The sequence below is a fragment of the Sphingobium mellinum genome (assembly GCF_037860795.1).
GTDB lineage: Bacteria > Pseudomonadota > Alphaproteobacteria > Sphingomonadales > Sphingomonadaceae > Sphingobium > Sphingobium mellinum.
Genome location: NZ_JBANRK010000004.1, coordinates 131,199 through 156,290, shown reverse-complemented (window position 1 = coordinate 156,290; position 25,092 = coordinate 131,199). Strand labels below are relative to the sequence as shown.

The window sequence follows — 25,092 nt, the reverse complement described above, 5'->3', positions numbered from 1 at the left end:
GCTGGAAGGCATGATGGGCAATTCGCCATGGATGAGGGGATCGCTGCTGGGCATGATGCTGCTGATGGGCGGCGGTGCGATGGCACAGACGCAGCCGCGCTACGATGCCCCGCCCGTGGGAACGGGCCAGGGCGACGATGATGCCTATCATGATGAGGATCTGGCGCGACCCGATCAGGACAGCCAGGCCAGGCCATCCGGACGGACGCGGGCGGAGGATGATTTTTCCGACGTCCTCGGCGCCGAGCAGGACCGGCAGCCGCCTCTCCCGACCGACGACGGCGACCGGGCGAGACCGCCGCTCGCCGGCAACGACGAAAACGACGCGCTGACGAACGATTGCGCGATCGCGGCCCGCGAAGAGGCGGAGCGCAACGGCGGCTATGCCGAGATACGCCAGATGGAATCGCCCCGTGAAACACGCAGCGGTTTCAGTATCGATGGCGATGTCGAACGACGCAGCAGCTGGCGCGCTCAGGATGGGCGGTTGCGCCATTTCACCTGCACCGTCGTCAACGGGCGCATCCAGGAAGTCTATTTCCGGCGGGATCGGGCGGACCGCTGACGTTCACCCTGTTTTTCCGATCCGCCCGGCAGGCATGATGCGGCATCACGCCATAAAGGTTTGATTTCCGCGCTTCTCCTTGCTTCCGAGAGGCTTTAGGCAGGAGCGCCGATCAGGAGCGCTCCCGCCACCATGTCCCTGCCCTTTCCCCGTCGTCGCACCGCTGCTGTCGCGTTCATCCTGGTGACCGCGCTGCTCGATGTCATGTCGATGGGGATCATCATCCCGGTCCTGCCGCAACTCATCGAGCAGCTTGCCGGGTCGACGACCGCGGCGGGCCTGTGGAATGGCCTGTTCGTCGCCTTGTGGGCAGGCATGCAGTTCCTCTGTTCGCCGGTCATCGGCTCCTTGTCCGACCGCTTCGGCCGGCGGCCTGTGATCCTGATATCCGTCGCCGGACTCGCGCTCGACTTCCTGCTGATGGCGCTGGCGCCCAATCTCTGGTGGCTGGCGGTCGGGCGCATGCTGGCGGGGGTTACATCGTCAAGCTTCACCTCGACCTTCGCCTACATGGCCGACATAACCCCGCCCGAAGGCAGGGCGCGCGGCTATGGCCTGGTCGGCGCGGCATTCAGCGGCGGCTTCGTGGCCGGGCCACTGCTGGGCGGGGTGCTGGGCGAAATCTCGCTGCGCGCGCCTTTCTGGGCAGCGGCAGGGCTCTCCGCTCTTGCCTTTCTCTACGGGCTGCTGGTGCTGCCGGAATCGCTTGAACCCGCCAAGCGCATGGCCTTTTCGTGGAAGCGGGCCAATCCCTTCGGCGCGCTGAAGCTGCTGCGCTCGCACCCAGAATTGTCGAGCCTTTCGATCGTCAATTTCCTGCTCTATTTCGCGCATCACCTCTTTTCAGCCGTGTTCGTCCTCTACGCCGGCGACCGCTATGGCTGGGGTGCGTGGCAGGTCGGCACGCTGTTGGCGCTGGTCGGCCTCATGGACATGGGCGTGCAGGGGTTGCTGGTGGGGCCAGTGGTCAAACGGCTGGGCGATCGCCGGACGATGGTGACAGGACTCACTTTCGGCGCAGTAGGTATCGCCGCAATGGGTCTCGCGCCCAACGGCTGGCTGTTCGTCGCGGCGATGCTCCCCAATGCGCTCTGGGGCCTGGCCATGCCCACCATCCAGTCGTTGATGACGGCGCGCGTGTCGGAATCCGAACAGGGACAGTTGCAGGGTGCGAACAACAGCGTCGGGTCGATCGCTGGCATCATCTCCCCGCTCTTCTTCGGCGCCATCTATTCAATGTCGGTGGGCGACCACCCCCTTCTGCCTCTCGTCGGCAGCGCCTTTCTGATCGCGGCCGCCGTCTTGGCAGGGGCGGCGCTGCTCGGCTGGGCGGCGGAGCGCGAACCGCAGGGGGAGGCAGTGCTGTGAGGCGGTGGCGTCCCAAGCCAAACTGGACATATCCCGGCGCTGCGACTAACCGCGCCCCATCCCTCTTCTTCTGGCTCATAAAGGCGATTCGATGACGCTGCCCCTTCAGGATTCCATTCTCATCGTGGATTTCGGCAGCCAGGTGACGCAGCTGATCGCGCGCCGCGTCCGGGAGGCTGGGGTCTATTCGGAAATCGCGCCGTTCAACAGCGCCGCCGAAGCCTATGAGCGGCTCAAGCCCCGGGGCATCATTTTGTCGGGAGGCCCTTCCTCGGTGATGTGGGAGGACAGCCCGCGCGCGCCGCAGCATTTCTTCGACGCGGGCATTCCGATCCTGGGCATCTGCTACGGCCAGCAGACGATGATGCAGCAGATGGGCGGCCATGTCGAAGGCGGCGAAAGCGGCGAGTTCGGCCGCGCCTTCATCGAAGTGAAGAAGCGCTGCGCCCTGTTCGACGGTCTCTGGTCCGAAGGTGAGCGTCACCAGGTCTGGATGAGCCATGGCGACAAGGTGACGAAACTCGCGCCGGGGTTCGAAGTGGTCGCGGTGAGCGAGGGCGCGCCCTTCGCGGTGACCGCCAATGAAGCCAAGCGCTTCTACGCGACCCAATTCCATCCCGAGGTCGTCCACACGCCCGATGGCGCCAAGCTGCTCGCCAATTTCGTACGTCATGTCTGTGGCCTCAAGGGTGACTGGACCATGGCGGAGTTCCGCGCGACCAAGATCGCCGAGATCCGGGAACAGGTGGGCAGCGGCAGGGTGATCTGCGGCCTGTCGGGCGGGGTAGACAGCGCGGTCGCCGCCGTGCTGATCCATGAAGCGATCGGCGAACAGCTGACCTGCGTCTTCGTCGATCATGGCCTGATGCGCAGCGGCGAGGCGGAACAAGTCGTCTCGCTGTTCCGGGGCAGCTACAATATTCCGCTTGTCCATGTGAACGCCGAAACGCTGTTCATGAAGGGGCTGGAAGGCGTCACCGATCCCGAGGCCAAGCGCAAGTTCATCGGCAAGACCTTCATCGACGTATTCGAGGCCGAAGCCAGGAAGATTGGCGGCGCGGCCTTCCTGGCGCAGGGCACGCTCTATCCCGACGTGATCGAAAGCGTCAGCTTCACCGGCGGGCCGTCCGTGACGATCAAGAGCCACCACAATGTTGGCGGGCTGCCCGAGCGGATGAACATGAAGCTGGTCGAGCCGCTGCGCGAACTGTTCAAGGATGAGGTTCGCGCGCTGGGCCGGGAACTTGGCCTGCCAGAGGTATTTGTCGGACGCCATCCCTTCCCTGGCCCTGGCCTCGCGATCCGCATCCCCGGCGAGGTCAGCAAGGAACGCTGCGACATCCTGCGCAAGGCCGACGCCATCTATCTGGAGGAAATCCGCACCGCCGGCCTTTATGATGCGATCTGGCAGGCCTTTGCGGTGCTGCTCCCCGTCCGTACCGTAGGCGTGATGGGCGACCACCGGACCTATGACAGCGTCTGCGCCCTGCGCGCGGTAACGTCGACCGACGGCATGACCGCCGACATCTACCCCTTTGACGCCGCCTTCCTCAGCCGGGTGGCCACGCGCATCATCAACGAGGTCAAGGGCATCAACCGCGTCGTCTACGACTATACGTCAAAGCCGCCCGGCACGATCGAGTGGGAATGACGGCGGCCTGGCCTTGCGCGAACGGCGTTCCGTTCCCGCCGGCCACTGTCGGATAATCAGGGGGGCTGTACTCGGGGCGCTCTGCGGGATACGCGCTTGTGCATGATCACCGCCCCTTTCGGCCACCCGGTCTATCGGGACATGCCGCCCACGATCTTTGAAAGCATGTCGGCCCGCGCGCGGCAAAGCGGCGCAATCAATCTGGGCCAGGGTTTCCCCGACGCGCAAGGCCCAGAGCCGCTTTTGCGCGCTGCGGCCGACGCGTTGATCCACAGGTCCAACCAATATCCCCCCAGTGGCGGAATACCCGAACTGCGGGCGGCGGCGGCGCGGCATTATCGCGACCATCAGCAAATCGACTTCCAGCCCGACGAAGTCATCGTCACCTCGGGCGCGACGGAGGCGATCGCCGCCAGCCTGCTCGCCTTGATCCGGCCGGGTGACGAGGTGATCCTGTTCGCGCCGCTCTACGATGCCTATCTGCCGCTCATAGAACGCGCCGGCGGCGTCGCGCGTGTGATAGCCTTGGCGCCCCCTTCGTGGCGCATCTCCAAGGATGATCTGGACAGGGCGGCCACACCGGCGACACGCTTCCTGCTACTCAACAATCCCCTGAACCCGACCGGCACGGTCATGCCGGCCGAAGATCTTCGGCTGATCGCGGAATTTTGCGTCGAACGGAACCTGATCGCCATCTGCGACGAAGTCTGGGAACATGTCACCTTCGACGGCATCACACACCGGCCGCTCATCACCGTTCCGGGGATGCGCGATCGGACGGTCAAGATCGGCTCGGCGGGCAAGATCTTCGCCCTCACGGGCTGGAAAATCGGATGGATGTGCGCGACAGAGCCCCTCGCGAAGCTGCTCGGACGGGCGCACCAGTTCCTGACCTTCACGACCCCGCCCAATCTTCAATGGGCCGTGACGGAAGGGCTGGCGCTGCCCGGTGACTGGTTCGCCGCCATGCGCGCCCACTATCAGGCATCGCGCGATCGGCTGGTGAACGGGTTGCGGTCCGGCGGCTTCGTGGTTCGGGAAGGCGGCGGCACATGGTTCGTTATCATCGACCTTTCAGCTTCGGCGATTGCGCTCGATGATGTGACCTTCTGCGACCGCCTCCTCGAAGAAGCGGGCGTGGCGGCAATCCCCGTTTCCGCCTTCTATCCGGACCATTCGGTGCGGCATCTGGTAAGGCTGTGTTTCACGAAGGCGGACAGCGTCCTGGACGACGCGGTCGCGCGCCTTGTCGCTTTCCGCGCCACACTGACGTGACGAGGGTTGCGACGCTGGCGCCGGGCGGCTAGATTCACCTTTCGTTCTTGAAAGGGGCAGCGATGGACAATTTGGCCGTCATTCTCATCCTGATATCGCTGCTTGCCGGGATCGGTGTCGGTTGGCTGCTAAGGGGCAGGGCGCTGGCATCGCTCGCCGCCGAACGGGCCGACCTGCTCTCCCGCCTCGAAGGCGTCACGAACCAGCGCAACGGGGCGCTCCAGGAACTTGTCGTGGCGCAGGAGCGCGCGGCTCAGGCCGGTCAGTTGTCGCAACGGCTGGAGGATGAGCGTGCCGCTCGCGAACTGGCCGTTCGCGAACTGGCGGCGCTGCGTTCCGACACGCGGGCGCGTGCCGAGGCTTTTGAGGCGCAGATCGCTGCTCTTAAGGACGCGAAGGAACAGCTTTCCGCCCAATTCAGCGAGATTGGCGGCAAATTGCTCCATCAGGCGCAGGCCCATTTCCTGGAAAGGGCCGACCAGCGCCTGTCGCAGGCGCATGAGAAAAGCGAGGCGCAGCTCAAGCAGCTGCTGCATCCGGTGAACGAGACGATCCAGCGCTACGACCAGAAGATCACCCAGATCGAACAGCAGCGCACCGAAGCCTATGGCATCCTGCGCGGCGAGATCGAATCGATGAAGAGCGGCCAGGAAGCGGTGCGCGCCGAGGCGCAGCGGCTGGTGGACTCGCTGCGCCATGCCCCCAAGGCGCGCGGACGCTGGGGGGAACAGCAGCTGCGCAACGTGCTGGAGACGTGCGGCCTCAGCGAATATGTCGATTTCCACACTGAGGTCAGTGTCGAAGGCGAGGATGGCAGGCTGCGCCCGGACGCGATCCTGCGGGTGCCGGGCGGCCGATCGCTCGTGATTGACGCCAAGGTGTCACTGAACACCTATCAGGATGCCTATGGCGCAGAAGGGGACGAGGACCGCAAGCGTCTCCTGTCGGCTCATGCCGCGGCGATGCGGGCGCATGTCGAAACCCTGGGACGCAAGGCCTATGCCGACCAGTTCGAAGACGCGCCCGACTATGTCATCATGTTCGTGCCCGGCGAACATTTCCTGTCGGCCGCGCTGGAACATGATCCGCAGCTCTGGGACCATGCCTTTGGCAAGCGCGTCTTGCTGGCGACCCCGACCAATCTCATCGCGATCGCCCGCACGGTCGCGGCGGTATGGCGTCAGGAAAAAATGGCGGACGAGGCCAAGCGCATCGGGGCGCTGGGCAAGGAGTTGTACGAGCGCCTGGCGGCGGCGGCGGCCTCGCTCAAGAAGCTTGGCAATCGGCTGAACGGTGCGGTCAGCGACTATAACAGCTTCGTCGGCAGCTTCGAAGGCCGGGTGCTGGTGACCGGCCGCAAACTGCGCGACCTCAATATCGAAACCGGCGGGCGCGAACTAGAGCAACTGGAACCGGTCGAAGCCCTCGTTCGCGAACCCGCCTCGCCCGAAGCGCTCCGGATTCTGCCCGGCGCGATCTCCGAAGCAGCTGAGTAGAGCTTGGCCCCTTCCCACTTCGGGTGACACGCCGGCCTTGTTAGTTGGCTAACTATCATGGAGCCGGAACTGCGGCATTGCGCGGCGCAATGGCAACTGGCATGCGCATGCCATGGCACGCATCGGCCTCCTCGGCGGCTCCTTCAATCCGGCGCATGGCGGGCATCGCGCCATTTCATTGTTCGCGGCCAAGGCTTTACGGCTCGACGAGGTCTGGTGGCTGGTGTCCCCCGGCAATCCACTGAAGCCCCGGGCAGGCATGGCGCCGCTCGGTAGCCGGCTGGCGCGGGCGCGCCACGTCGCCCGGCGCGCGCCGATTCGCGCGACCGCGATCGAACAGCATCTGCGGACGCGCTATAGCGTCGACACGATCACCGCGATCCAGGCGCGCTTCCCGCACAACCGCTTTATCTGGCTCATGGGCGCCGACAATCTGGCGCAGTTCGGCCAGTGGAAGGACTGGCGCGGCATCGCGCGGCGAATCCCCATTGCCGTGATTGCCCGGCCCGGTTATGATGACTCTGCCCGTGGCTCTGGGGCCATGGCCTGGCTGCGGCGTTTCGTCCGGCCCGCGCGCCAGAGTGCTGACTGGACGGATTGGAGACCGCCGGCGCTTGTGCTTTTGCGCTTTCGCCCTGATCCGAGATCGGCAACCCTGCTGCGGCAGGCTATTCCCCTCTGGCATCGCGAATATGAACATGTGCGTGTGCGCGACCCGCTCACGCGCCGGCTGACTGTCTAGAATGGAGCATCTTTGACCAGACCCAACCCCGCCAACGACACGGCCCCTGGTGCCGAAAGCGTTGCCGCCCTGCATGCCCTTGTCCTCCAGTCGCTCGACGACGACCAGGCGCAGGAAACCATCTCCATCCCCCTCGAAGGCAAGAGCAGCATCGCCGACCACATGGTGATCGCCAGCGGCCGTTCGTCGCGCCAGGTCGCCTCGATGGCGCAGAAGCTCGCTGACAGGATCAAGGCCGCGACCGGCCGCTCCGCGCGGGTCGAAGGCCTGCCGGTGGCCGACTGGGTGTTGATCGATGCCGGCGACGTGATCGTCCACCTGTTCCGTCCGGAAGTGCGCAGCTTCTACAATCTGGAGCGGATGTGGGGCTTTGTGGACGCGCCGGTCGCCGGAACCGCCTGACCCGCCACCGCCGGGTTCGGGCCAGCGCGCGACCCGTGGCGGCTGACGAGTGCATCTGAAACCTGTCTGGGCCACGGCTTGAGGCGAACGGAGAGTGACGTGCTCCTCCACATCATCGCGCGCGGGAAGATCGGCCGATCGGCCGAATCGGAGCTGGTCGAGCGTTACATGAAGCGGCTCACCATGCCGCACCGCGTCACCGAGCTGCCTGACAGAGGCGGCAAACTGCCCCCCGCCGCGCCCGGCACGGTGACGGCAATGCTGGACGAAAAGGGGCGGCAGCTCAATTCCATGGATTTCGCGAAGCGGATCGAAGGGTGGCGCGACAGCGGCATCCGCGAATGTCGCTTCCTCATCGGCGCGGCCGACGGCTTCGATGACGACGCGCGCGCTGACGCCGACCTGCTCATCGCCTTTGGCGCCATGACCTGGCCGCACATGATGGCGCGCGCGATGCTGGCGGAACAGCTCTGGCGCGCCTGCTCGATCCTGGCGGGCCACCCCTATCATCGCGAAGGATGAGCACGCGCGCCGGCGTCCGGTCCATGCTCGACACTCACGCCCATTTCCGCCTAGTCAGGACAAGGCGGGCCAAGGCGCCGGCCGACGGGGGATCAGCGTGAGGCGGATTGCGATCAGCGTGGCGATTGTGGGGGGACTGGCAGTCCTCTGCGGCAGCCGCCTGCCCGCCGCTGATGGTCCGGGCGCGATCCTGGGAACCGGCGGCACGAGCCTCCAGCAGGAGCAGGCCGCGCTCAAGGCCGCGCGGCTGCAATCCGAACGCGCGCGCGACCGGTCGGAAAGGCTGGAACAGCAGGCGACCGCCGCGCGGGATGAGGCCGAACAGGCGCGCCGCCGCGCCGCCGCCCTCGCCGCGCGCATCCAGCAGTCGGAAGCGGAGATACAGGCGGCGCAGGCGCGAATCGCCATCATCGCCCGACTGCAAAGCGCGCAGGCCGCGCGCCTTGCCGCGAAGCAGGAGCCGGTCGTGCGCCTCACCGCCGCCCTGCAAATGATCGCGCGCCGCCCGCTGGCGCTCGCCCTGGTGCAGCCCGGCAGCGTCAGCGACGCGGTCCACATGCGCGCGGTGCTGGGGCAGGTGCTGCCCGTGATCGAGCAGCGCACCGCCGGCATGCGCGCCGATCTGGATCGCAGCCGCGCCCTGCGCCACAGCGCCGAACAGGCCGCCGCCTCGCTGGCGCAGGGACAGGCCGACCTGCGGAACCGGCAAACCGCCCTGGCGCGGCTGGAGACGCAAAAGCGCGTTGCCGAACGGGGCTATCGCGCCAATGCGGACCTTGAAAGCGAACGCGCGCTGGCATTGGGCGAACGGGCGCGCGACATTGTCGACCTGATGGACCGTCTGGAACAGGCGGGCGACCTGCGCGACGAGCTGGCGCAATTGCCCGGCCCGGTGCTGCGGCCGGCGCGTCCCGACCTGGCCGCCGCACCACCTCCCACGCCAGAACGCGACGCGATCGGCACGCCTGCCTATCGCATGCCGGTGATGGGTCAGCTGGTCACCGGCATGGGCGAGCTGTCGGACAGCGGCGTGCGCTCGCGCGGTCTCACGATCGTCACGCAGGCAGGCGCGCTTGCGGTGGCGCCGACCGCGGGCCGGATCGTCTTTGCCGGGCCCTATCGCGGCTATGGCCAGATCCTCATCATCGATCACGGCGGCGGCTGGACGACATTGATCACCGGCCTGCTGCGCTTGAGCGCGGCGGTAGGCGAGACGGTCCGGCAGGGCGATCCGCTGGGCAATGCCGGGCCGGGCCGTCCCAGCATCACCATCGAATTGCGGCGCAACGGCCGGCCGGTCGATATCGTGCCCCTCGCCGGGCTTTGAAGGGGGACAGGATTCTCGCCCCGCCCCTTTTGCTTATCCCCGACGTTGCGCCTATACAGAAAGCTAGATGCCAGGACTCAGGACAGCGATGACTTCCAATTTCTTCCGGGGCGCCGTTGCCCTTGGCGCGCTCGCGCTCATCCCCGCCACCACCGCTGCCCTCGCCGACGGGGAAGCAAGCAGCTACAAGGCGCTCGACGAATTCATGGACGTGTTCCAGAAAGTCCGCAGCGACTATGTCGAAAAGGTCGACGATGAAAAGCTGATCAAGGGCGCCATCGACGGCATGCTCGCCAGCCTTGACCCGCATTCCAGCTTCCTCGACGCGCGCGACTTCGCCAATCTGCGCACCCAGACAGAGGGCAGCTATGGCGGCCTTGGCCTGTCCGTGACGCAGGAGGATGGCGCGGTCAAGGTGATCGCCCCGACACAGGACACGCCCGCCTGGCGCGCGGGCATCAAGTCCGGCGACTATATCACGCATATCGACGGTCAGCTCATCTATGGCGGCACGCTCGACGAAGCGGTCGACAAGATGCGCGGGGCGCCTGGCACCGTCATCAAGCTGACGGTCGTCCGGCCCGGCCGCGACAAGCCGATCGACCTGACCCTCACCCGCGAGATCATCCAGCTCAAGCCGGTGAAGTGGGAAGTGAAGAACAATGTCGGCGTGATTACCATCGTCAGCTTTTCCGCCAATACCGGCGCTGATCTGCGGCAGGCGATCCGCAGCATCGACAAGAGCCTCGGCCACAAGCCGGTCGGCTATATACTGGACCTGCGTTCCAATCCCGGCGGCCTCCTCGACGAAGCCGTGTCGGTCAGCGACAGCTTCCTGGAACGCGGCGAGATCGTGTCGCAGCGCGGCCGCAACAAGGGCGATGTCGAACGCTATTATGCCAAGCCCGGCGACGACGCGAAGGGCCTGCCGCTGATCGTGCTGGTGGACGCGGGGTCGGCTTCCGCATCCGAAATCGTCGCGGGCGCGTTGCAGGACCAGCATCGCGCGCTGGTGATGGGCGAGCGCAGCTTCGGCAAGGGCAGCGTGCAGACCATGCTGCCGCTCACCAACACGACCGCGCTCAAGCTGACCACTGCCCGCTATTATACGCCCTCGGGCCGATCGGTGCAGGAAGGCGGTATCGATCCTGACGTCAAGGTGCCGCAGTTGTCCGATCCGGACTACAAGAACCGCCCCAAATTCCGCGAAAGCGATCTGCGCCGGCACCTCATCAATGAGATCAAGACCGACAATGCGGCGCTGGAAGAGGACGTGAAGGACGATCCGCGCTTCACCATGACGGCTGAGGAATTGAAGAAGAAGGGGATTGAGGATTTCCAGCTGGACTATGCGTTGAAGACGATCGCGCGACTGGCCGGCAAGCCCGGGGCGATTGTCGCGCAGGCCGATACCCCGGCGCGCAAGACCGCCAGACCCTGAAAGAAGGCACAGGGCGGGGCGATGTTCGCCCCGCCTCCCCCGCCGTTGAAGCACCACGCCGCCCGGCGCCTTTTCCCCCCTTGTGTTCCGGATCAGTCGGGCCTAGACGCCGCTCGTCATCTGGGGAGTAGCCAGCCGTCCGCATGAAACGGGCGGGCCGCATGTCAACATAATTGGCCGAGAGGTCGTGGCATGCGGGATCGGAACTGTGCGTCATGCGCGCACTTTCCGTCAGGCGAGACCAATGGCACCGGCTTTTCGTTGTCCGGCCGGGCGCGAGAAGGCGGTGGCATTGCGTCTTCAACCCTTCGCCCGGCCCCCGGATTGCCGCATGGAAGCTCTTCTTACCTCCACCGCCCTGGTCGCGCTCGCCGAAATGGGCGACAAGACGCAATTGCTCGCGATGTTGCTCGCTACCCGCTTCCGCAAGCCGTTGCCGATCATCCTGGGCATATTTGTCGCGACCATGGCCAATCATTTCCTGGCCGCGCTCGTTGGTCATTCGATCGCCGGGGTTCTGACGCAAGGCTGGTTCCGCTATGCCGTGGCGGCCAGCTTCATCGCCATGGCCTGCTGGACGTTGATACCCGATAGGTTCGACGAGGATGAACCGCTCAGGGCGCCAACCAGGGCCGGCGTGTTCGTGACGACGCTTGTTGCCTTCTTCCTGGTGGAAATGGGCGACAAGACCCAGATAGCCACGGTGGCCCTGGGCGCCCGGTTCGACAATGTCTTCGCGGTGACCGCCGGCACCACGCTGGGCATGATGATCGCCAATGTTCCTGCCGTGCTGTTCGGCGAGGCGCTGGCCCGGAAGGTGCCGATGCGGGCGCTTCAGGTCGGCGCGGCATTGCTTTTCCTGGGTCTTGGCCTGTGGATGATCGCCGATCTCCAGGGGTGGATCGGCTAAAAAGGACCGTTGCCGCCGCTGGAGCGGTTGCCAGCGGGCGGCGGCTGTTGCAAGGGGATGGCACGACATTCCCCAAGCAGGACAGGCATGGATCGCGTGATGAAGAACAGTCTGGTAACGGTGTTCGGCGGCGGCGGATTCCTGGGCCGCCAGGTGGCGCAGGAGTTGATGGAGCGCGGCGCGCGGGTGCGCGTGGCCCAACGCGACCTGGCATCGGCGGTGCGCGTGCAGCCGCTGGGCGCCCTGGGCCAGAAGCAGCTGGTCGCCGCCGACGTCCGCAAGCCGCAGAGCGTCGCTCGCGCGGTGGCCGGCAGCGACATCGTCATCAATCTTGTCGGGGTGCTGAACGGCGACTTTGACGGCACGCACCGGGAAGGCGCGGCCAATGTTGCACGGGCTGCGGCAGAGGCGGGCGCCAGGGCGCTGGTGCATGTCTCCGCCATCGGCGCGGACGCTCGCAGCGCCTCGGGCTATGGCCGGTCGAAGGCGGCGGGCGAGGCGGCCGTCGTGGCGGCCTTCCCCACCGCGACGATCATCCGCCCGTCCATCATCTTCGGGCCGGAAGACCGCTTCCTCAACCGTTTCGCCGAAATGATCGCCCGCCTGCCGGTGGTGCCGGTGATAAGCGCCGACACGAAGTTCCAGCCCGTCTATGTCGCCGACGTGGCGAAGGCGATCGCGGAAGCGGCGGCGAACCCGGACAGTCACGGGGGCAAGACCTACGAACTGGGCGGTCCCAGGCAGCTCAGCATGATGGAGCTCAACGCCTGGATCGCGCGCGCCATCGGCCGTGAACGCAGCATGGTGGCGGTGCCCGGCTCCCTCGCATCCCTGATCGCCAGTTTTGGCTGGCTGCCGGGCGCGCCGATTACCCGCGACCAGTATGACATGCTTCAGCAGCACAATGTCGTGGCGCCGGGCGCGTTGGGTCTGACCGACCTCGGCGTCGCGCCCACGCCGATGGAGGCCGTCGCGGAAAGCTGGCTGGTGCGGTATCGCCGGCACGGCCGCTTCGCCGGTCGGGTGAAGGCCTGAACCGCATGAGGCGGCAGGGCGACAGACGCCTGCGACTGCCCGTGCCCTCTCCCGCATTGCGCCGCTCTTTCGCATCTGCTCAATAGGCGCGGCCAGCCCAGGCCTTGCCCGTTCGGGGCGGGCCTTTTCCTTATGCGAGGACTGCAACGCCCATGGACCTGCATTATCTCACGGTCATCCTGCTCGGCATCGTCGAGGGGCTGACCGAATTCCTGCCTGTATCGTCGACCGGCCACCTGATCCTCGCGAGCGAACTGCTCGGCTATGATGCGGCCACCTGGTCGATGTTCAACGTCGTCATCCAGCTGGGCGCGATCCTGGCGGTGGTGGTGCTCTACTGGCGGACCTTCTGGGCGGTCGGCATGGGGCTGCTGCGAAACGAGCCGACGAGCTGGCGCTTCCTGCGCAATCTCCTTGTCGCCTTCATTCCGGCGGCTGTCATTGGCCTCGCGCTGCACAAATATATTGAGGAGCTGCTTGGCGCGCCCAAGGTCGTGGCCTGGGCGCTGATCGTGGGCGGTGTGGCGATCCTGGCGGTCGAGCGCATGGTCAAGGAAAACCGCTTCCATGGCATTGCCGACATCCCGCTCTTCCGCGCCATCGGCATCGGCCTGATCCAATGCCTTGCCATGATTCCGGGCGTCAGCCGCTCGGGCGCGACAATCATGGGCGCGCTGACGTTGGGGGTGGAACGGCGCACCGCCGCCGAGTTCAGCTTCTTCCTCGCGATCCCGACCATGCTGGGCGCGACGACGCTGGAGCTTCTGAAGAAGGGTGACCAGATCACCTCCGCAACGGTCGGGTGGAGCAGCATCGCGCTGGGGTTCGTCGTCGCATTCATCGTCGCGCTGATCGTGATTCGATGGTTCGTGGGTCTCGTCTCCAGGCACGGCTTCGTGCCCTTCGCCTGGTATCGAATCGTCGCGGGACTCGGCGCCCTACTGTGGCTTTCGCTGAGATAAGGCCGTATCGGCCCTTTATTTCGCCCTTTTGCTGCCGCTATCGCCAAGGCGTTGCAAAAATAGTCCGAATATAGGTCACCCTATATAACCTATCTGTCCGAATCCCCGTGACTCGGCCGGTTTTTCTGCTATGGAAATTTCCTCTTCAATTGGGGAGTTCGTTCATGGCTGACAATCCGATGCTGAAATTCGTGGGGACCGGCCAGGCCTATCCGGACAAGCGGGCCGCCGACGATCGCGCTGACGACTTTCTCGAAATCAGCCGCAGCTTCCTGCTGGAAAGGGCGGAGGAGCAGGCCTCGCGCTGCTCGCAGTGCGGCGTGCCCTATTGCTCGACCCATTGCCCGCTCCACAACCATATCCCGGACTGGCTGCGCCTGACGGCGGAGGGCCGGCTGCGCGAAGCCTATGAACTGTCGAACCTGACCAGCACGATGCCGGAAATCTGCGGCCGCATCTGCCCGCAGGACCGCTTGTGCGAGGGCAACTGCGTCATCGAATTTTCCGGCCACGGCGCCGTCACCATCGGCAGCGTCGAAAAGTTCATCACCGACACCGCCTGGAGCGAAGGCTGGGTGGAACCGCTGGTGCCCGGCCAGCCGCGCGGCCAGTCAGTCGGCGTCATCGGGTCGGGACCAGCGGGCCTGACAACCGCGGAATATCTCCGCGTGGCGGGCTATGACGTCCATGTCTATGACCGGCATGATCGCGCGGGCGGGTTGCTGACCTACGGCATACCCGGCTTCAAACTGGAAAAGGATATCGTCATGCGCCGTGTCCAGCGGCTCAAGGACGGCGGCATCATCTTCCATGACAATTTCGAGATCGGCCGTGACGCCAGCCTGGATGATCTGCGCGCGAGGCATGACGCTGTCCTGATAGCGACCGGCGTCTACAAGCCGCGCGACATCAAGGCCCCTGGGGTCGGCGCCAGGGGCGTGGTCAAGGCGCTGGATTTCCTCACGGCTTCAAACAAGGCTGGTTTCGGGGATGTCGTGCCCGAGCATGAGGACGGGTCGCTGCACGCCAATGGCAAGAAAGTCGTCGTCATCGGCGGCGGCGACACGGCGATGGACTGCGTCCGCACCGCCATCCGCCAGGGCGCGACTTCGGTGAAGTGCCTCTACCGCCGCGACCGGGAAAATATGCCAGGTTCGCAGCGAGAAGTCGCCAATGCCGAGGAGGAAGGCGTCGAGTTCGTCTGGCTCTCCGCGCCCATTGCCTTCGACGGCACGGAACAGGTGACGGGCGTCAAGGTCACGAAGATGCGCCTGGGTCAGCCCGACGCGTCTGGTCGCCGCGCGCCCGAATCCGATCCGGGCAGCGAATTCACGCTGGAGGCAGACCTGGTCATCAAGGCGCTGGGCTATGATCCGGAGGAACTGCCCAGGCTGTTCGGCGCGGAAGATCTGTCCGTCACGCGCTGGGGCACCCTGCGGGTCGATCACAAGACGATGATGACGTCAGTGGACGGCGTGTTCGCCGCCGGCGACATCGTCCGCGGCGCTTCGCTGGTCGTCTGGGCGATCCGCGACGGCCGCGACGTGACCGAACATATGCACCGCTATTTGAAAGCGAAGGCCAAGGCAGCGGCAGGCCAGCAGGTCGCCGCCTAGGACACCGGCCCATTCCCACCCGTTCAGTTCGAGCTTGTCGAGAACGGGGCGCAGGCATTCTCGGCAAGCTCGACCCGAACGGAACGACGAGGAGGCATTCATGGCCAGCACATCTTATATGGCGAGCCCCCAAGAGCGCGCGCGCCTTGCCGCCGAGGGCATGTATCACCCCGAAATGGAAGGCGACGCCTGTGGCGTAGGCTTGGTCGCCGCGACCGATGGCCGCCCGAGCCGCCGCGTCGTCGCCAGCGCGATCGATGCGCTCAAGGCGGTGTGGCATCGTGGCGCGGTCGATGCCGACGGCAAGACCGGTGACGGCGCGGGAATCCATGTCGACCTGCCGGTGCGCTTCTTTGACGACGCCATCGCTGATTCGGGCCACAAGCCGCTGCCCAATCGCCTTGCCGTCGGCATGATCTTCCTGCCGCGCACAGATCTTTCGGCGCAGGAAACCTGCCGCACCATCGTCGAGAGCGAGATCATCGACGCGGGCTACACCATCTATGGCTGGCGGCAGGTGCCGGTCGACGTCTCCGTCATCGGCGAGAAGGCGCAGCGTACGCGCCCCGAGATCGAGCAGATCATGATCGCCGGGCCAATGCCGGAGGAGCGCGATCAGGCCGAGTTCGAAAAGGACCTTTATCTCATCCGCCGCCGGATCGAAAAGAAGGTGATCGCCGCGCAGATCCAGGATTTCTACATCTGCTCGCTGTCGTGCCGTTCGATCATCTACAAGGGCCTGTTCCTGGCCGAATCGCTGTCGGTCTTTTATCCCGACCTTCAGGATGACAGGTTCGAGAGCCGCGTCGCCATCTTCCACCAGCGCTATTCGACCAACACCTTCCCGCAATGGTGGCTGGCACAGCCCTTCCGCACGCTCGCGCATAATGGTGAGATCAATACCATCCGGGGCAACAAGAACTGGATGAAGAGCCACGAGATCAAGATGGCCTCGCTGGCCTTTGGCGATTATTCGGAGGACATCAAGCCTGTGATCCCGGCGGGCGCGTCCGACACCGCCGCGCTTGACGCCGTGTTCGAGGCGATCTGCCGGTCTGGCCGCGACGCGCCGACCGCGAAGCTGATGCTGGTGCCAGAGGCATCACAGGCGGCAAACGAAACGCCGCAGGCCCATGTCGACATGTATGAATATCTCGCCTCCGTGATGGAACCGTGGGACGGCCCGGCCGCACTTGCGATGACGGACGGCCGCTGGGTCGTGGCCGGCGTCGACCGGAATGCCCTGCGTCCGCTGCGCTACACCCTGACCGGCGACAACCTGCTGATCGTCGGATCGGAAACCGGCATGGTCGTCGTCCCGGAGACCACGATCGTCAGGAAGGGTCGCATGGGTCCGGGCCAGATGATCGCTGTCGATCTGTACGAAGGCGAAATCTACGACGACCGCGCGATCAAGGATCGCATCGCGGGCGAGCGACCCTATGCCGAGCTGATCAAGGATTTCATGACGGTTCAGGACCTGCCCCAGGCCAGCAGTGCCTTGCCGGCATGGGACAAGGCAGAGCTGACGCGCCGCCAGGTCGCCGCCAACATGACGCTGGAGGATATGGAGCTTATCCTCAGCCCGATGGTGGAAGATGCCAAGGAAGCTGTCGGCTCCATGGGCGACGACACCCCGTTGGCCGTCATTTCCGACAAGCCGCGCACCGTGAGCCATTTCTTCCGCCAGAATTTCAGCCAGGTCACGAACCCGCCGATCGACTCACTGCGTGAACGGCATGTGATGAGCCTGCGCACCCGATTTTCCAACCTGCACAACATATTGGAGCAGGACGCGCAGAACAGCCATGTTCTGGTGCTCGAATCGCCGGTGCTCACATCGTCGGAATGGGCGCGGCTCAAGGCCCATTTCGGCCCCGCCGTCGCGGAAATCAACTGTACCTTCCCGGCGGAAGGCGGCCAGGAACAGTTGCGCGCCGCGATCACTCGCATCCGTGAAGAAGCTGAGCAGGCAGTGCGCGAAGGCCGCACCGAAATCTTCCTGACCGACGAGCATGTCGGCGAGGACCGGATCGCGATTGCCGGCGTGCTGGCCGCGGCGGCGGTGCATACGCATCTCGTCCGCAAGGGCCTGCGCAGCTATGCCTCCATCAACGTGCGCTGCGCCGAAGCGCTCGACACGCATTATTTCGCGGTGCTGATCGGCGTCGGCGCCACGACCGTGAACGCCTATCTGGCCGAAGCGAGCATCGCTGACCGCCACGCACGCGGCCTGTTCGGCGATCTGGCACTGGACCAGTGTTTCGAGCGGTTCCGCACCGCGATCAACGAAGGCCTGCTGAAGATCATGTCCAAGATGGGCATCGCGGTCGTCAGCTCCTATCGGGGAGGCTATAATTTCGAAGCGGTGGGACTGTCCCGCGCACTGGTGAACGACCTCTTCCCCGGCATGCCCGCGAAGATTTCGGGCGAAGGCTATGCCTCCCTGCACTACAGCGCGAAGCTGCGCCATGACGCGGCCTATGACGCGTCGGCCGCGCGCCTGCCCATCGGTGGCTTCTACCGCCAGCGTAATGGGGGGGAGAGCCATGCCTATTCCGCGCAGCTCATGCACCTCCTCCAGACTTCGGTCGCGACCGACAGCTATTCGACCTATCTGCAGTTCTCGCGCGGCGTGCGTGACCTGCCGCCGGTCTATCTGCGCGACCTTCTGGAGTTCAACTTCGCGCGCGAAGCAGTGCCGATCGACGAGGTCGAGGCGACCACCGAGATCCGTAAGCGCTTCGTGACGCCGGGCATGTCGCTCGGCGCGCTCAGCCCCGAAGCGCATGAGACGCTGGCGATCGCGATGAACCGCATCGGCGCCAAGGCCGTGTCTGGCGAGGGTGGCGAAGATGCCGCGCGCTTCAAGCCCTATGAGAATGGCGACAATGCCAATTCGGTCATCAAACAGATCGCGTCGGGCCGCTTTGGCGTCCATGCCGAATATCTGGGGTCGGCCGAGGAGATCGAGATCAAGGTCGCGCAAGGCGCGAAGCCCGGCGAGGGCGGCCAATTGCCCGGCTTCAAGGTGACGGAGTTCATCGCCAAGCTGCGCCATTCGACGCCCGGAGTGACGCTGATCTCGCCGCCGCCGCACCACGACATCTATTCGATCGAGGATCTCGCGCAGCTCATCTACGACTGCAAGCAGATCAACCCCCGCGCGCGCGTCTGCGTAAAGCTGGTCAGTCAGGCCGGGATCGGCACAGTGGCGGCCGGCGTGGCCAAGGCCCATGCCGACGTCATCCTGGTTGCCGGCCATGTCGGCGGCACCGGCGCATCGCCCCAGACGTCTATCAAATATGCCGGCACACCCTGGGAAATGGGGCTTTCCGAAGCCAATCAGGTGCTGACGCTCAACGGCCTGCGCCATCGCGTCAAGCTGCGCACCGACGGTGGGCTCAAGACCGGGCGCGACATCGTGATCGCCGCGATCCTGGGCGCGGAAGAATATGGAATCGGCACGCTGTCGCTGGTGGCGATGGGCTGTATCATGGTGCGCCAGTGCCATTCGAACACCTGCCCTGTCGGCATCTGCGTGCAGGATGAGCGTCTGCGCCAGAAGTTTACGGGCACGCCCGAGAAGGTCATCAACCTCATGACCTTCATCGCCGAGGAAGTGCGCGAGATTCTGGCTCGCCTGGGCTATCGCAGCCTGGACGAGGTGATCGGGCGGACAGAATTGCTGCGGCAGATCAATCGCGGTGCCGAACATCTGGACGACCTCGATCTCAACCCCATCCTTGCGAAGGTGGACGCGCCCGATAATCAGCGCCGTTTCAGCCTGGACGCGTGGCGCAACGAGGTGCCCGACAGCCTCGACGCGCAGATGATGCGCGATGCCAGGGCCGTCTTCGAGCGGGGCGAGAAGATGCAGCTGACCTACACGGTCCGCAATACGCATCGCGCCGTCGGGACCCGCCTTTCGGCGGCCGTCACCGATCGCTTCGGCATGTCGACGCTGGCGGAAGGACACCTGACCGTACGCTTACGCGGCTCGGCGGGCCAGTCGCTGGGCGCCTTCCTGTGCAAGGGCATCACACTGGAAGTCTTCGGGGACGCCAATGACTATGTCGGCAAGGGACTGTCGGGCGGCAAGATCGTCGTACGCACGACCGTTTCCTCGCCGCTGACGAGCAAGGACAACACGATCATCGGGAACACCGTCCTCTATGGCGCGACGGCAGGCAAGCTGTTCGCGGCGGGCCAGGCGGGCGAGCGGTTCGCCGTTCGCAACTCCGGCGCGCAGGTCGTGGTCGAAGGCTGCGGCGCCAATGGCTGTGAATATATGACAGGCGGCACAGCCGTCATCCTCGGCCGGACCGGCGCCAATTTTGGCGCGGGCATGACCGGGGGCATGGCGTTCATCCTTGACGAGGATGGCAGCTTCCCGCAACGGGCCAATCCGGAAAGCATCATCTGGCAGCGGCTAGAAAGCGCCCATTGGGAGGCGCAGCTCAAGGCGCTGATCGCCGAACATGCCGTTTCCACCGACAGCAAATGGTCGAATACCATCCTTGACGACTGGGATCGCTGGCGCCGCTATTTTTGGCAGGTCTGCCCGAAGGAAATGGTCGACCGCCTGGCTCATCCGCTGAGCCATGCGTCCGCGCAAATGGTGGCGGCGGAATAAGCTGTGTCAGTAGGCGGCGAGAGAAGTCTCGCCGCCTCTACCGGTCCGACTTGTCAATATGAGCCTCCGGCCGGAAGGACGACATCGTCAATTACCCCACCTGGAGCATGGGCCAATTGGACAGGCTCCGGCGCCGCTGCATCGCCCGCCGCGAACCGCTCGACATTCGGTGACAAATGCCTTGGTGGCGGAACTGGCGTGGCATAGTCATCGGGCAGCAGGTCTTCCGGGCTGTTCTTCCCCTGAGCCATATACTCCTTCACCACCGGGTCATCATGCCCGTCCCATCCCCCCATCATCGATGCCATCTGCCGCTGTGCCAGCGTAGGGCCGCACCCGTTGCAGCTGACCTCAGTGGGTCCGTTGAGATCGGCCGAATAGCCTGGCGCGCCGCTGTCGCGCGTAGCCGGGAATGATATTTCCGCGTCGGGCGTGGCGTCGCGTGGCGGCGTAGTGGCATACAGGCCAAGTCCCAGTCCGCTGACCAGGGCCGCGCCGGCGCTTGCCAGACTGAACAACCAGAATCGCGCCGACATCGCAGCCCACTCCTTTCGCGGTCGGACGACCCGCTATCGTCTTCCCGCAAAAGGAACGCGCATCACGATAGGTTGTTGCATGGGAACAAAGCCTTTGCTAAGGGCCGGCTCCTGCCAGGTGCCGGCCCCGCCGGTTCCCCTTTGAATGTGCGGTCGTGGCGGAACTGGTAGACGCGCAACGTTGAGGTCGTTGTGGCCGAAAGGCCGTGGAAGTTCGAGTCTTCTCGACCGCACCAAACAGTCTGACAAGGTAGCTGATTTCGCCTTCGGGCGCCCTGTACTCGTGACGTGGCGCAGTTCCGCGCCCTTCATCTAGAGGCAACAGAGTCCCAACTCGGGGACGCATTGGGGCTGACGTCGGTACATGGGAACCGATCTTTCAAGGATCTCCGAACCGTTTGCATTCTGGCCGTAGCTGCACGGGCCATAAGGATGATCAATTAGACCGGCCGTGCATGGAAGAGCACGCTCGATCCCGCTTACCTTCAATTGGAGCGAACCTTGCCACTTATTGCGTAGAAGATCCAACCGGATCATATCCGTGATGCCATCGGTGAACAAACCATCAGGTCCGCCCGGCCGTCGGTTATCAGCCGACAGCATCGTCTGCCTTGAGCGCAGGAATGATCCTGTTCGCAATCAGTTCGAGGCTCTGCCAAGAAAATGTGGGATCGATGCCTGAGATCAGCGGATTTAATGCGATATGGCGGCCAAGGTCGCGTTGTTCGCGGCAATAGGTCAGGCCTTCGTCGGGGGTCAGGACCATATAATTGCCAGATTTGCGAAGCGCCTCCGCCGATCCGGCGGCTTTCTGATGAAGTGTCTGACCGGTTTTCGCCGCGTTTTCCGCATAGGAATTCGTTTCGTGAAGCGCATAAGGTGCGAGCGTGGCCCAAGCTTCGTCGGGATCCTCGGCAATGTGCAGGACTGTCGATCCTGCGCCATGGATCACCCGGCCCGGCGCCTTGCCGAACTCGGCGCAGGCGCGATGATATTCCTCCACGAAGTCGGTCCGATAGGTCATTGGATAATAACCATCGCCGAATCTAGCAGCCCGTCGCGCCGTGGCCAGAACCCCGCCGCCAATGAACAGTTTCGGACCGCCTTCCTGCACCGGCCGTGGTGTAACATGGATATTCCGTCCGTCATATTCGAACGTGTCGCCCTTCAGGGCGCGTCCAAGCGCATCCAACTTGCGGTCCATAAGGTCACCACGATCTTTCAGGCGCACACCGAACATCTCAAATTCCGACGGCATGTAGCCAAGCCCCAGCGTCACATCTAGGCGTCCGTTGCTGACGATGTCCACCATGATGCAATCTTCGGCGATCCGGATCGGATCATGGAGTGGCAGGATGATCGCGGAGGGCTGAAACCGGATGACCGAGGTACGGCTCGCCATCGCCGCGGCGATGATGAGTGGCGATGGATTGACATTGTCGGGCGTGCCGTGATGCTCGGTCAGCTCCACCTTGTGAAAGCCGTGCCTGTCGCCCCATTCCACCTGTTCGATGGCGGCACGCGCCAGATCGGTGGAGCCGACCCCGAAGGGGGGACTCCGCAGATCATATCGCAACCAGAACTCTAGCATGATGCGCTCTTTTCTAAAATATGATCCATCGGCAATAACTTGCGACGATCATTCCATAGGCGAAAAGGCCGCCCGGATTTCCTCGTCACTCATGCCGATCTCGTCTGGAGAATAGCAAGTCCTGCCGTGCTTGTCCCTCGGATTGCGATCTTCCCACGCCTGGATATTTGCCCGCGAGGCCTCGGAGAAATCCATCCCGAGGAAGTCGTAGATTTTCTGTACCGTGCCAGGGCCGTCCTGGGTCACTTCGCGAAAACTCAAATCGAGCACAGGAGCGTCAGGGTTCGCGTCACGCCATTTGATGTGCTCGATAGTCTGGTTGGAACAGGCCTTTAGCATTTCCGCGCCCAAATCCTGGCTGGTGTCCATGTTGGAATACGTTTTTTTGGCTAGCCATGATCGTGCGCGTGACCGAAGGCATGCACTTTACCGGATCGCACTGACGGGGAACACTGTCTCTCGGCGCATTGGTCGGGTTTGTGACGCTGCTCGGCATTGCCGCGCGCAACGCCATCCTGCTCCTGTCCCATGCCGACCATCTGGTGGAGGCAGAAGGCGCATTCTGGTCGATCGAGACGATCCTGCACTGGCGTTTCCCGCCATTGCCCTCCGCCCAGATTTAACTGCGGCTCTTGCGGCCCGACGCATTGCTTGCGAGAAATACCGTTACGCCAGGGGACCGCGTTGCAGAGGATGTCCGAACATGCAGGGACGTGATGCCATCGTCGGGCTGTCGCTCGCGGGGCTCATGCTGCCTGAAGCGATCGCCTATGCCGGCATAGCGGGCTTGCCTCCACAACGCGCGATACTGGCAGCTATCGCCGGTGCGACCGCTTATGTGGTTCTGGGACGCAGCCGCTTTGCCATCATTTCCCCCACCTCGTCCTCGGCCGCGATCCTCGCGGCGGCGCTTTCAGCCCTTCCCCCGCAGGCGGGCGTCCATTCCGTCGCCACGACGCTCGTCGTTGCCATGGTCGGCGCTATCTTCTGCCTTCTGGCGGGAGCACGGCTGGGCGGCCTCGCCAGCTTCATATCGCGGCCGGTGCTCCGGGGCTTCGCCTTTGGTCTCGCGATCACGATCATCATCAAACAGTTGCCGGTCATTGTCGGCCTGCCGATTCATCAGTCAAGCGTCGGCGCGCTGCTGCTGGCCCTGTTCGCTTCCGTCGCGCACTGGGACATCGCCAGCATCATTACGGCGCTAGCCGCTCTGGCAGCGCTGCTACTGCTACGACGCATGCCATCCCTGCCGGGCGCTTTCATTGTCCTTGTCGGTGGAATCGGCGCCTCAGCGTGGCTCGATCTGCCCGCCCGGGGGGTGGCGAGCGTGGGCATGATCGACCTGATACCGCATTGGGAGGGCATCGTCCTGCCGAGCTGGGACCAGCTGTCCCGGATGATCCAGCTCGCAATTCCCATCGTCCTCATCCTCTTCGCCGAAAGCTGGGGCACGATGCGCACCCTCGCCCTGCGCCATGGCGACAGGGTGGAACCCAATCGCGAAATGGCTGCTCTGGGGCTGGCCAATATCTCTGCCGCCCTGGTGCAGGGCATGCCCGTGGGGGCAGGCTTTTCCGCCGGGTCGGCCGCCGAAGCGGCTGGGGCACAAAATCGCTGGACCGGACTGGCTGCGGCCGGCGCACTTGCTGCGCTGGTGTTCCTTGCCATGCCACTTGTCGCACGCCTGCCGCAACCGGTGCTGGCGGCGGTAGTCGTGGTTGCGTTGCTCCATGCACTCGATCCGACGCCGCTGCTCCGCCTCTGGCGCATCCGCCGGGATAGTGTTTCGGCACTGGGCGCGGCGGTAGGCGTTCTGGTGCTGGGTGTGCTCGATGGAATGCTTTTGGCCATTGCGCTGTCCCTGGTGCTGCTGATCCGGCGTCTGGCAGCGCCGCAGCTGAGCCAACTGGGCCAACTCGGGTCGGGCCATGATTATGTCGACCTCCTCCGTCATCCCGACGCGGCCAGTCCGCCTGGCATCATGATCGTGCGCCCCGCCGAGCCGCTGTTTTTCGCCAATGCCGAACGCGTACTCGGCCGCGTGGCGGAAATTCTGGCCGCGCAGCCCGAGCGACGCGCACTTGTCCTAAGCCTTGAGGAGAGCTTCGACCTGGACAGCACAGCCTTGGACGCGCTGATCGAATTCGACACGCTGATGAAGGCGCGCGGCATCGGCTTACAACTGGCGCGGGTTCGCGATCATGTACGCGACCTGATGCAGACTGCGGGCGTGGGCAATCTGATCGCGCGAAGCAGCTACAGCGTCGATGATGCGGTGAAGGCTCTGGGACAGGAGAAACAATGATGTCGCATGACAGTCCGGAACCCCTGCTTCATTCGGTCGAGCTGGCCGAACTGCGTCCGACACAGATGACCGTGGGCCTGATCGAGGTGGCGCGCAAACGCCATGAATGGAGCGTCCGCGCGGATCGCGACCGGCCAGATTTCCTGGGACGGCACATGATCCCGGTCGTTATCGGTCCCAAGGACAGACGCTGGATGGTCGATCACCATCACCTCGCCCGCGCCCTGCATGAAGAGGGCGTGATCCATGTGCTGGTCAGCGTAGTTGCCGACCTGGGGCATCTGAGCAGCACCGCTTTCCTGACCTATATGGACAATCGCAACTGGCTCCATCCCTTTGACGAAAAGGGGCGGCGGCAGGGCTATGACGCGCTTCCCAAACATATCGGCAAGCTCGCCGACGATCCCTATCGCTCACTTGCCGGAGAGCTACGGCGCGCGGGGGGCTACGCCAAGGTCGACATCCTGTACGCTGAATTTCTCTGGGCCAATTTTCTCCGGCAGCGGATAAGGCCCGCCCGTCTGCGCGATGGTCTCGATGCTTGCCTTGGCACCGCGCTGAACCTCGCGCGATCGAGGGAGGCGGCCTACCTTCCCGGTTGGGCAGGCCGCGCCGAATAACGATTTTCCTCGGAGACTTGTAGATCAACATATCGATGTCTTCGGCGGTGGTTCATGAGAACCAACAGTCGATTTGACGTCCCCGCTCGCTG

Annotated in this window: 20 protein-coding genes, 1 tRNA gene, 1 pseudogene and 1 riboswitch; of the genes and pseudogenes, 19 read left to right on the top strand and 3 right to left on the bottom strand. The window is 64.5% G+C overall.

The genetic code is table 11. The features are described from left to right. Window positions 1-10: 10 nt before the first annotated feature. The 15 genes from AAC640_RS08605 to gltB all read left to right on the top strand — a co-directional run bounded on the left by AAC640_RS08605 (window position 11) and on the right by gltB (window position 19,948). On the top strand, window positions 11-565 hold the full coding sequence (locus AAC640_RS08605; protein ID WP_340265706.1) for a hypothetical protein: 555 nt from the start codon (window positions 11-13) through the stop codon (window positions 563-565). 132 nt (window positions 566-697) lie between these two features. Next, window positions 698-1,933, top strand: coding sequence for a TCR/Tet family MFS transporter (locus AAC640_RS08600; RefSeq protein WP_340265705.1), 1,236 nt, complete (start codon window positions 698-700; stop codon window positions 1,931-1,933). A 91-nt stretch (window positions 1,934-2,024) separates the two neighbouring features. Further along, on the top strand, window positions 2,025-3,584 hold the full coding sequence (gene guaA / locus AAC640_RS08595) for a glutamine-hydrolyzing GMP synthase (RefSeq protein ID WP_340265704.1): 1,560 nt from the start codon (window positions 2,025-2,027) through the stop codon (window positions 3,582-3,584). Between the two features lie 102 nt (window positions 3,585-3,686). Then, window positions 3,687-4,859, top strand: a complete 1,173-nt coding sequence (locus AAC640_RS08590) for an aminotransferase (RefSeq protein WP_340265703.1) — start codon at window positions 3,687-3,689, stop codon at window positions 4,857-4,859. A gap of 62 nt (window positions 4,860-4,921) precedes the next feature. Continuing rightward, window positions 4,922-6,355 (top strand): DNA recombination protein RmuC, encoded by a 1,434-nt coding sequence (locus AAC640_RS08585; RefSeq protein ID WP_340265702.1) that lies wholly within the window; start codon window positions 4,922-4,924, stop codon window positions 6,353-6,355. A gap of 76 nt (window positions 6,356-6,431) precedes the next feature. Beyond that, a complete protein-coding gene (locus AAC640_RS08580; RefSeq protein WP_340265729.1) occupies window positions 6,432-7,097 on the top strand; it encodes a nicotinate-nucleotide adenylyltransferase in 666 nt (221 codons plus the stop codon). Between the two features lie 12 nt (window positions 7,098-7,109). Further along, the gene (gene rsfS, locus AAC640_RS08575; protein WP_340265701.1) at window positions 7,110-7,499 is read left to right on the top strand and encodes a ribosome silencing factor; all 390 of its coding nucleotides are present in this window, start codon (window positions 7,110-7,112) and stop codon (window positions 7,497-7,499) included. A gap of 99 nt (window positions 7,500-7,598) precedes the next feature. Continuing rightward, the gene (locus AAC640_RS08570) at window positions 7,599-8,021 is read left to right on the top strand and encodes a 23S rRNA (pseudouridine(1915)-N(3))-methyltransferase RlmH (protein WP_340265700.1); all 423 of its coding nucleotides are present in this window, start codon (window positions 7,599-7,601) and stop codon (window positions 8,019-8,021) included. Between the two features lie 97 nt (window positions 8,022-8,118). Further along, window positions 8,119-9,348: a murein hydrolase activator EnvC family protein gene (locus AAC640_RS08565; protein ID WP_340265699.1), complete on the top strand. Its 1,230-nt coding sequence runs from the start codon at window positions 8,119-8,121 to the stop codon at window positions 9,346-9,348. An 88-nt stretch (window positions 9,349-9,436) separates the two neighbouring features. Then, window positions 9,437-10,789 carry a S41 family peptidase gene (locus AAC640_RS08560; RefSeq protein WP_340265698.1) on the top strand — a complete coding sequence of 451 codons (1,353 nt, stop codon included), beginning with the start codon at window positions 9,437-9,439 and terminating at the stop codon, window positions 10,787-10,789. Between the two features lie 109 nt (window positions 10,790-10,898). Beyond that, window positions 10,899-11,066: riboswitch (yybP-ykoY riboswitch) on the top strand. Window positions 11,067-11,120: 54 nt separating this feature from the next. Next, window positions 11,121-11,699 (top strand): TMEM165/GDT1 family protein, encoded by a 579-nt coding sequence (locus tag AAC640_RS08555; RefSeq protein ID WP_340265697.1) that lies wholly within the window; start codon window positions 11,121-11,123, stop codon window positions 11,697-11,699. A gap of 99 nt (window positions 11,700-11,798) precedes the next feature. Next, complete coding sequence (locus tag AAC640_RS08550) at window positions 11,799-12,734, top strand: complex I NDUFA9 subunit family protein (RefSeq protein ID WP_340265696.1); 936 nt, start codon at window positions 11,799-11,801, stop codon at window positions 12,732-12,734. A gap of 152 nt (window positions 12,735-12,886) precedes the next feature. Further along, a complete protein-coding gene (locus AAC640_RS08545) occupies window positions 12,887-13,696 on the top strand; it encodes an undecaprenyl-diphosphate phosphatase (protein WP_340265695.1) in 810 nt (269 codons plus the stop codon). Between the two features lie 164 nt (window positions 13,697-13,860). Beyond that, on the top strand, window positions 13,861-15,312 hold the full coding sequence (locus AAC640_RS08540; RefSeq protein WP_340265694.1) for an NAD(P)-dependent oxidoreductase: 1,452 nt from the start codon (window positions 13,861-13,863) through the stop codon (window positions 15,310-15,312). 100 nt (window positions 15,313-15,412) lie between these two features. Then, on the top strand, window positions 15,413-19,948 hold the full coding sequence (gene gltB, locus AAC640_RS08535; protein ID WP_340265693.1) for a glutamate synthase large subunit: 4,536 nt from the start codon (window positions 15,413-15,415) through the stop codon (window positions 19,946-19,948). Window positions 19,949-20,001: 53 nt separating this feature from the next. Here the strand turns inward: gltB and AAC640_RS08530 are convergent, their stop codons facing one another. Continuing rightward, complete coding sequence (locus tag AAC640_RS08530; RefSeq protein ID WP_340265692.1) at window positions 20,002-20,484, bottom strand: hypothetical protein; 483 nt, start codon at window positions 20,482-20,484, stop codon at window positions 20,002-20,004. Window positions 20,485-20,633: 149 nt separating this feature from the next. Here AAC640_RS08530 and AAC640_RS08525 point away from each other — a divergent pair. Further along, window positions 20,634-20,720: transfer RNA gene (locus AAC640_RS08525), tRNA-Leu, on the top strand. A 353-nt stretch (window positions 20,721-21,073) separates the two neighbouring features. Here the strand turns inward: AAC640_RS08525 and AAC640_RS08520 are convergent. After that, window positions 21,074-22,075 (bottom strand): LLM class flavin-dependent oxidoreductase, encoded by a 1,002-nt coding sequence (locus AAC640_RS08520; RefSeq protein ID WP_340265691.1) that lies wholly within the window; start codon window positions 22,073-22,075, stop codon window positions 21,074-21,076. A 48-nt stretch (window positions 22,076-22,123) separates the two neighbouring features. Then, window positions 22,124-22,459, bottom strand: a pseudogene (locus tag AAC640_RS08515) (hypothetical protein); the annotation flags it as partial. A 95-nt stretch (window positions 22,460-22,554) separates the two neighbouring features. On the opposite strand from AAC640_RS08515, the gene AAC640_RS08510 reads away from it, so the two are divergent. From AAC640_RS08510 to AAC640_RS08500, 3 genes are all read left to right on the top strand, one after another. Then, the gene (locus AAC640_RS08510; RefSeq protein WP_340265690.1) at window positions 22,555-22,698 is read left to right on the top strand and encodes a hypothetical protein; all 144 of its coding nucleotides are present in this window, start codon (window positions 22,555-22,557) and stop codon (window positions 22,696-22,698) included. Between the two features lie 80 nt (window positions 22,699-22,778). Next, on the top strand, window positions 22,779-24,380 hold the full coding sequence (locus tag AAC640_RS08505; protein ID WP_340265689.1) for a SulP family inorganic anion transporter: 1,602 nt from the start codon (window positions 22,779-22,781) through the stop codon (window positions 24,378-24,380). After that, window positions 24,380-25,000, top strand: a complete 621-nt coding sequence (locus AAC640_RS08500; RefSeq protein WP_340265688.1) for a ParB-like protein — start codon at window positions 24,380-24,382, stop codon at window positions 24,998-25,000. The genes AAC640_RS08505 and AAC640_RS08500 overlap by 1 nt, the downstream gene beginning before the upstream one ends. Window positions 25,001-25,092 lie beyond the last annotated feature (92 nt).

Excerpts from the sequence above, each read along its gene's own strand:
- AAC640_RS08605 (WP_340265706.1), top strand. The coding sequence starts at position 11 with ATGATGGGCAATTCGCCATGGATGAGGGGATCGCTGCTGGGCATGATG.
- AAC640_RS08600 (WP_340265705.1), top strand. The coding sequence starts at position 698 with ATGTCCCTGCCCTTTCCCCGTCGTCGCACCGCTGCTGTCGCGTTCATC.
- guaA (WP_340265704.1), top strand. The coding sequence starts at position 2,025 with ATGACGCTGCCCCTTCAGGATTCCATTCTCATCGTGGATTTCGGCAGC.
- AAC640_RS08590 (WP_340265703.1), top strand. The coding sequence starts at position 3,687 with ATGATCACCGCCCCTTTCGGCCACCCGGTCTATCGGGACATGCCGCCC.
- AAC640_RS08585 (WP_340265702.1), top strand. The coding sequence starts at position 4,922 with ATGGACAATTTGGCCGTCATTCTCATCCTGATATCGCTGCTTGCCGGG.
- AAC640_RS08560 (WP_340265698.1), top strand. The coding sequence starts at position 9,437 with ATGACTTCCAATTTCTTCCGGGGCGCCGTTGCCCTTGGCGCGCTCGCG.
- AAC640_RS08555 (WP_340265697.1), top strand. The coding sequence starts at position 11,121 with ATGGAAGCTCTTCTTACCTCCACCGCCCTGGTCGCGCTCGCCGAAATG.
- AAC640_RS08550 (WP_340265696.1), top strand. The coding sequence starts at position 11,799 with ATGAAGAACAGTCTGGTAACGGTGTTCGGCGGCGGCGGATTCCTGGGC.
- AAC640_RS08545 (WP_340265695.1), top strand. The coding sequence starts at position 12,887 with ATGGACCTGCATTATCTCACGGTCATCCTGCTCGGCATCGTCGAGGGG.
- AAC640_RS08540 (WP_340265694.1), top strand. The coding sequence starts at position 13,861 with ATGGCTGACAATCCGATGCTGAAATTCGTGGGGACCGGCCAGGCCTAT.
- gltB (WP_340265693.1), top strand. The coding sequence starts at position 15,413 with ATGGCCAGCACATCTTATATGGCGAGCCCCCAAGAGCGCGCGCGCCTT.
- AAC640_RS08530 (WP_340265692.1), bottom strand. The coding sequence starts at position 20,484 with ATGTCGGCGCGATTCTGGTTGTTCAGTCTGGCAAGCGCCGGCGCGGCC.
- AAC640_RS08520 (WP_340265691.1), bottom strand. The coding sequence starts at position 22,075 with ATGCTAGAGTTCTGGTTGCGATATGATCTGCGGAGTCCCCCCTTCGGG.
- AAC640_RS08505 (WP_340265689.1), top strand. The coding sequence starts at position 22,779 with ATGCAGGGACGTGATGCCATCGTCGGGCTGTCGCTCGCGGGGCTCATG.
- AAC640_RS08500 (WP_340265688.1), top strand. The coding sequence starts at position 24,380 with ATGTCGCATGACAGTCCGGAACCCCTGCTTCATTCGGTCGAGCTGGCC.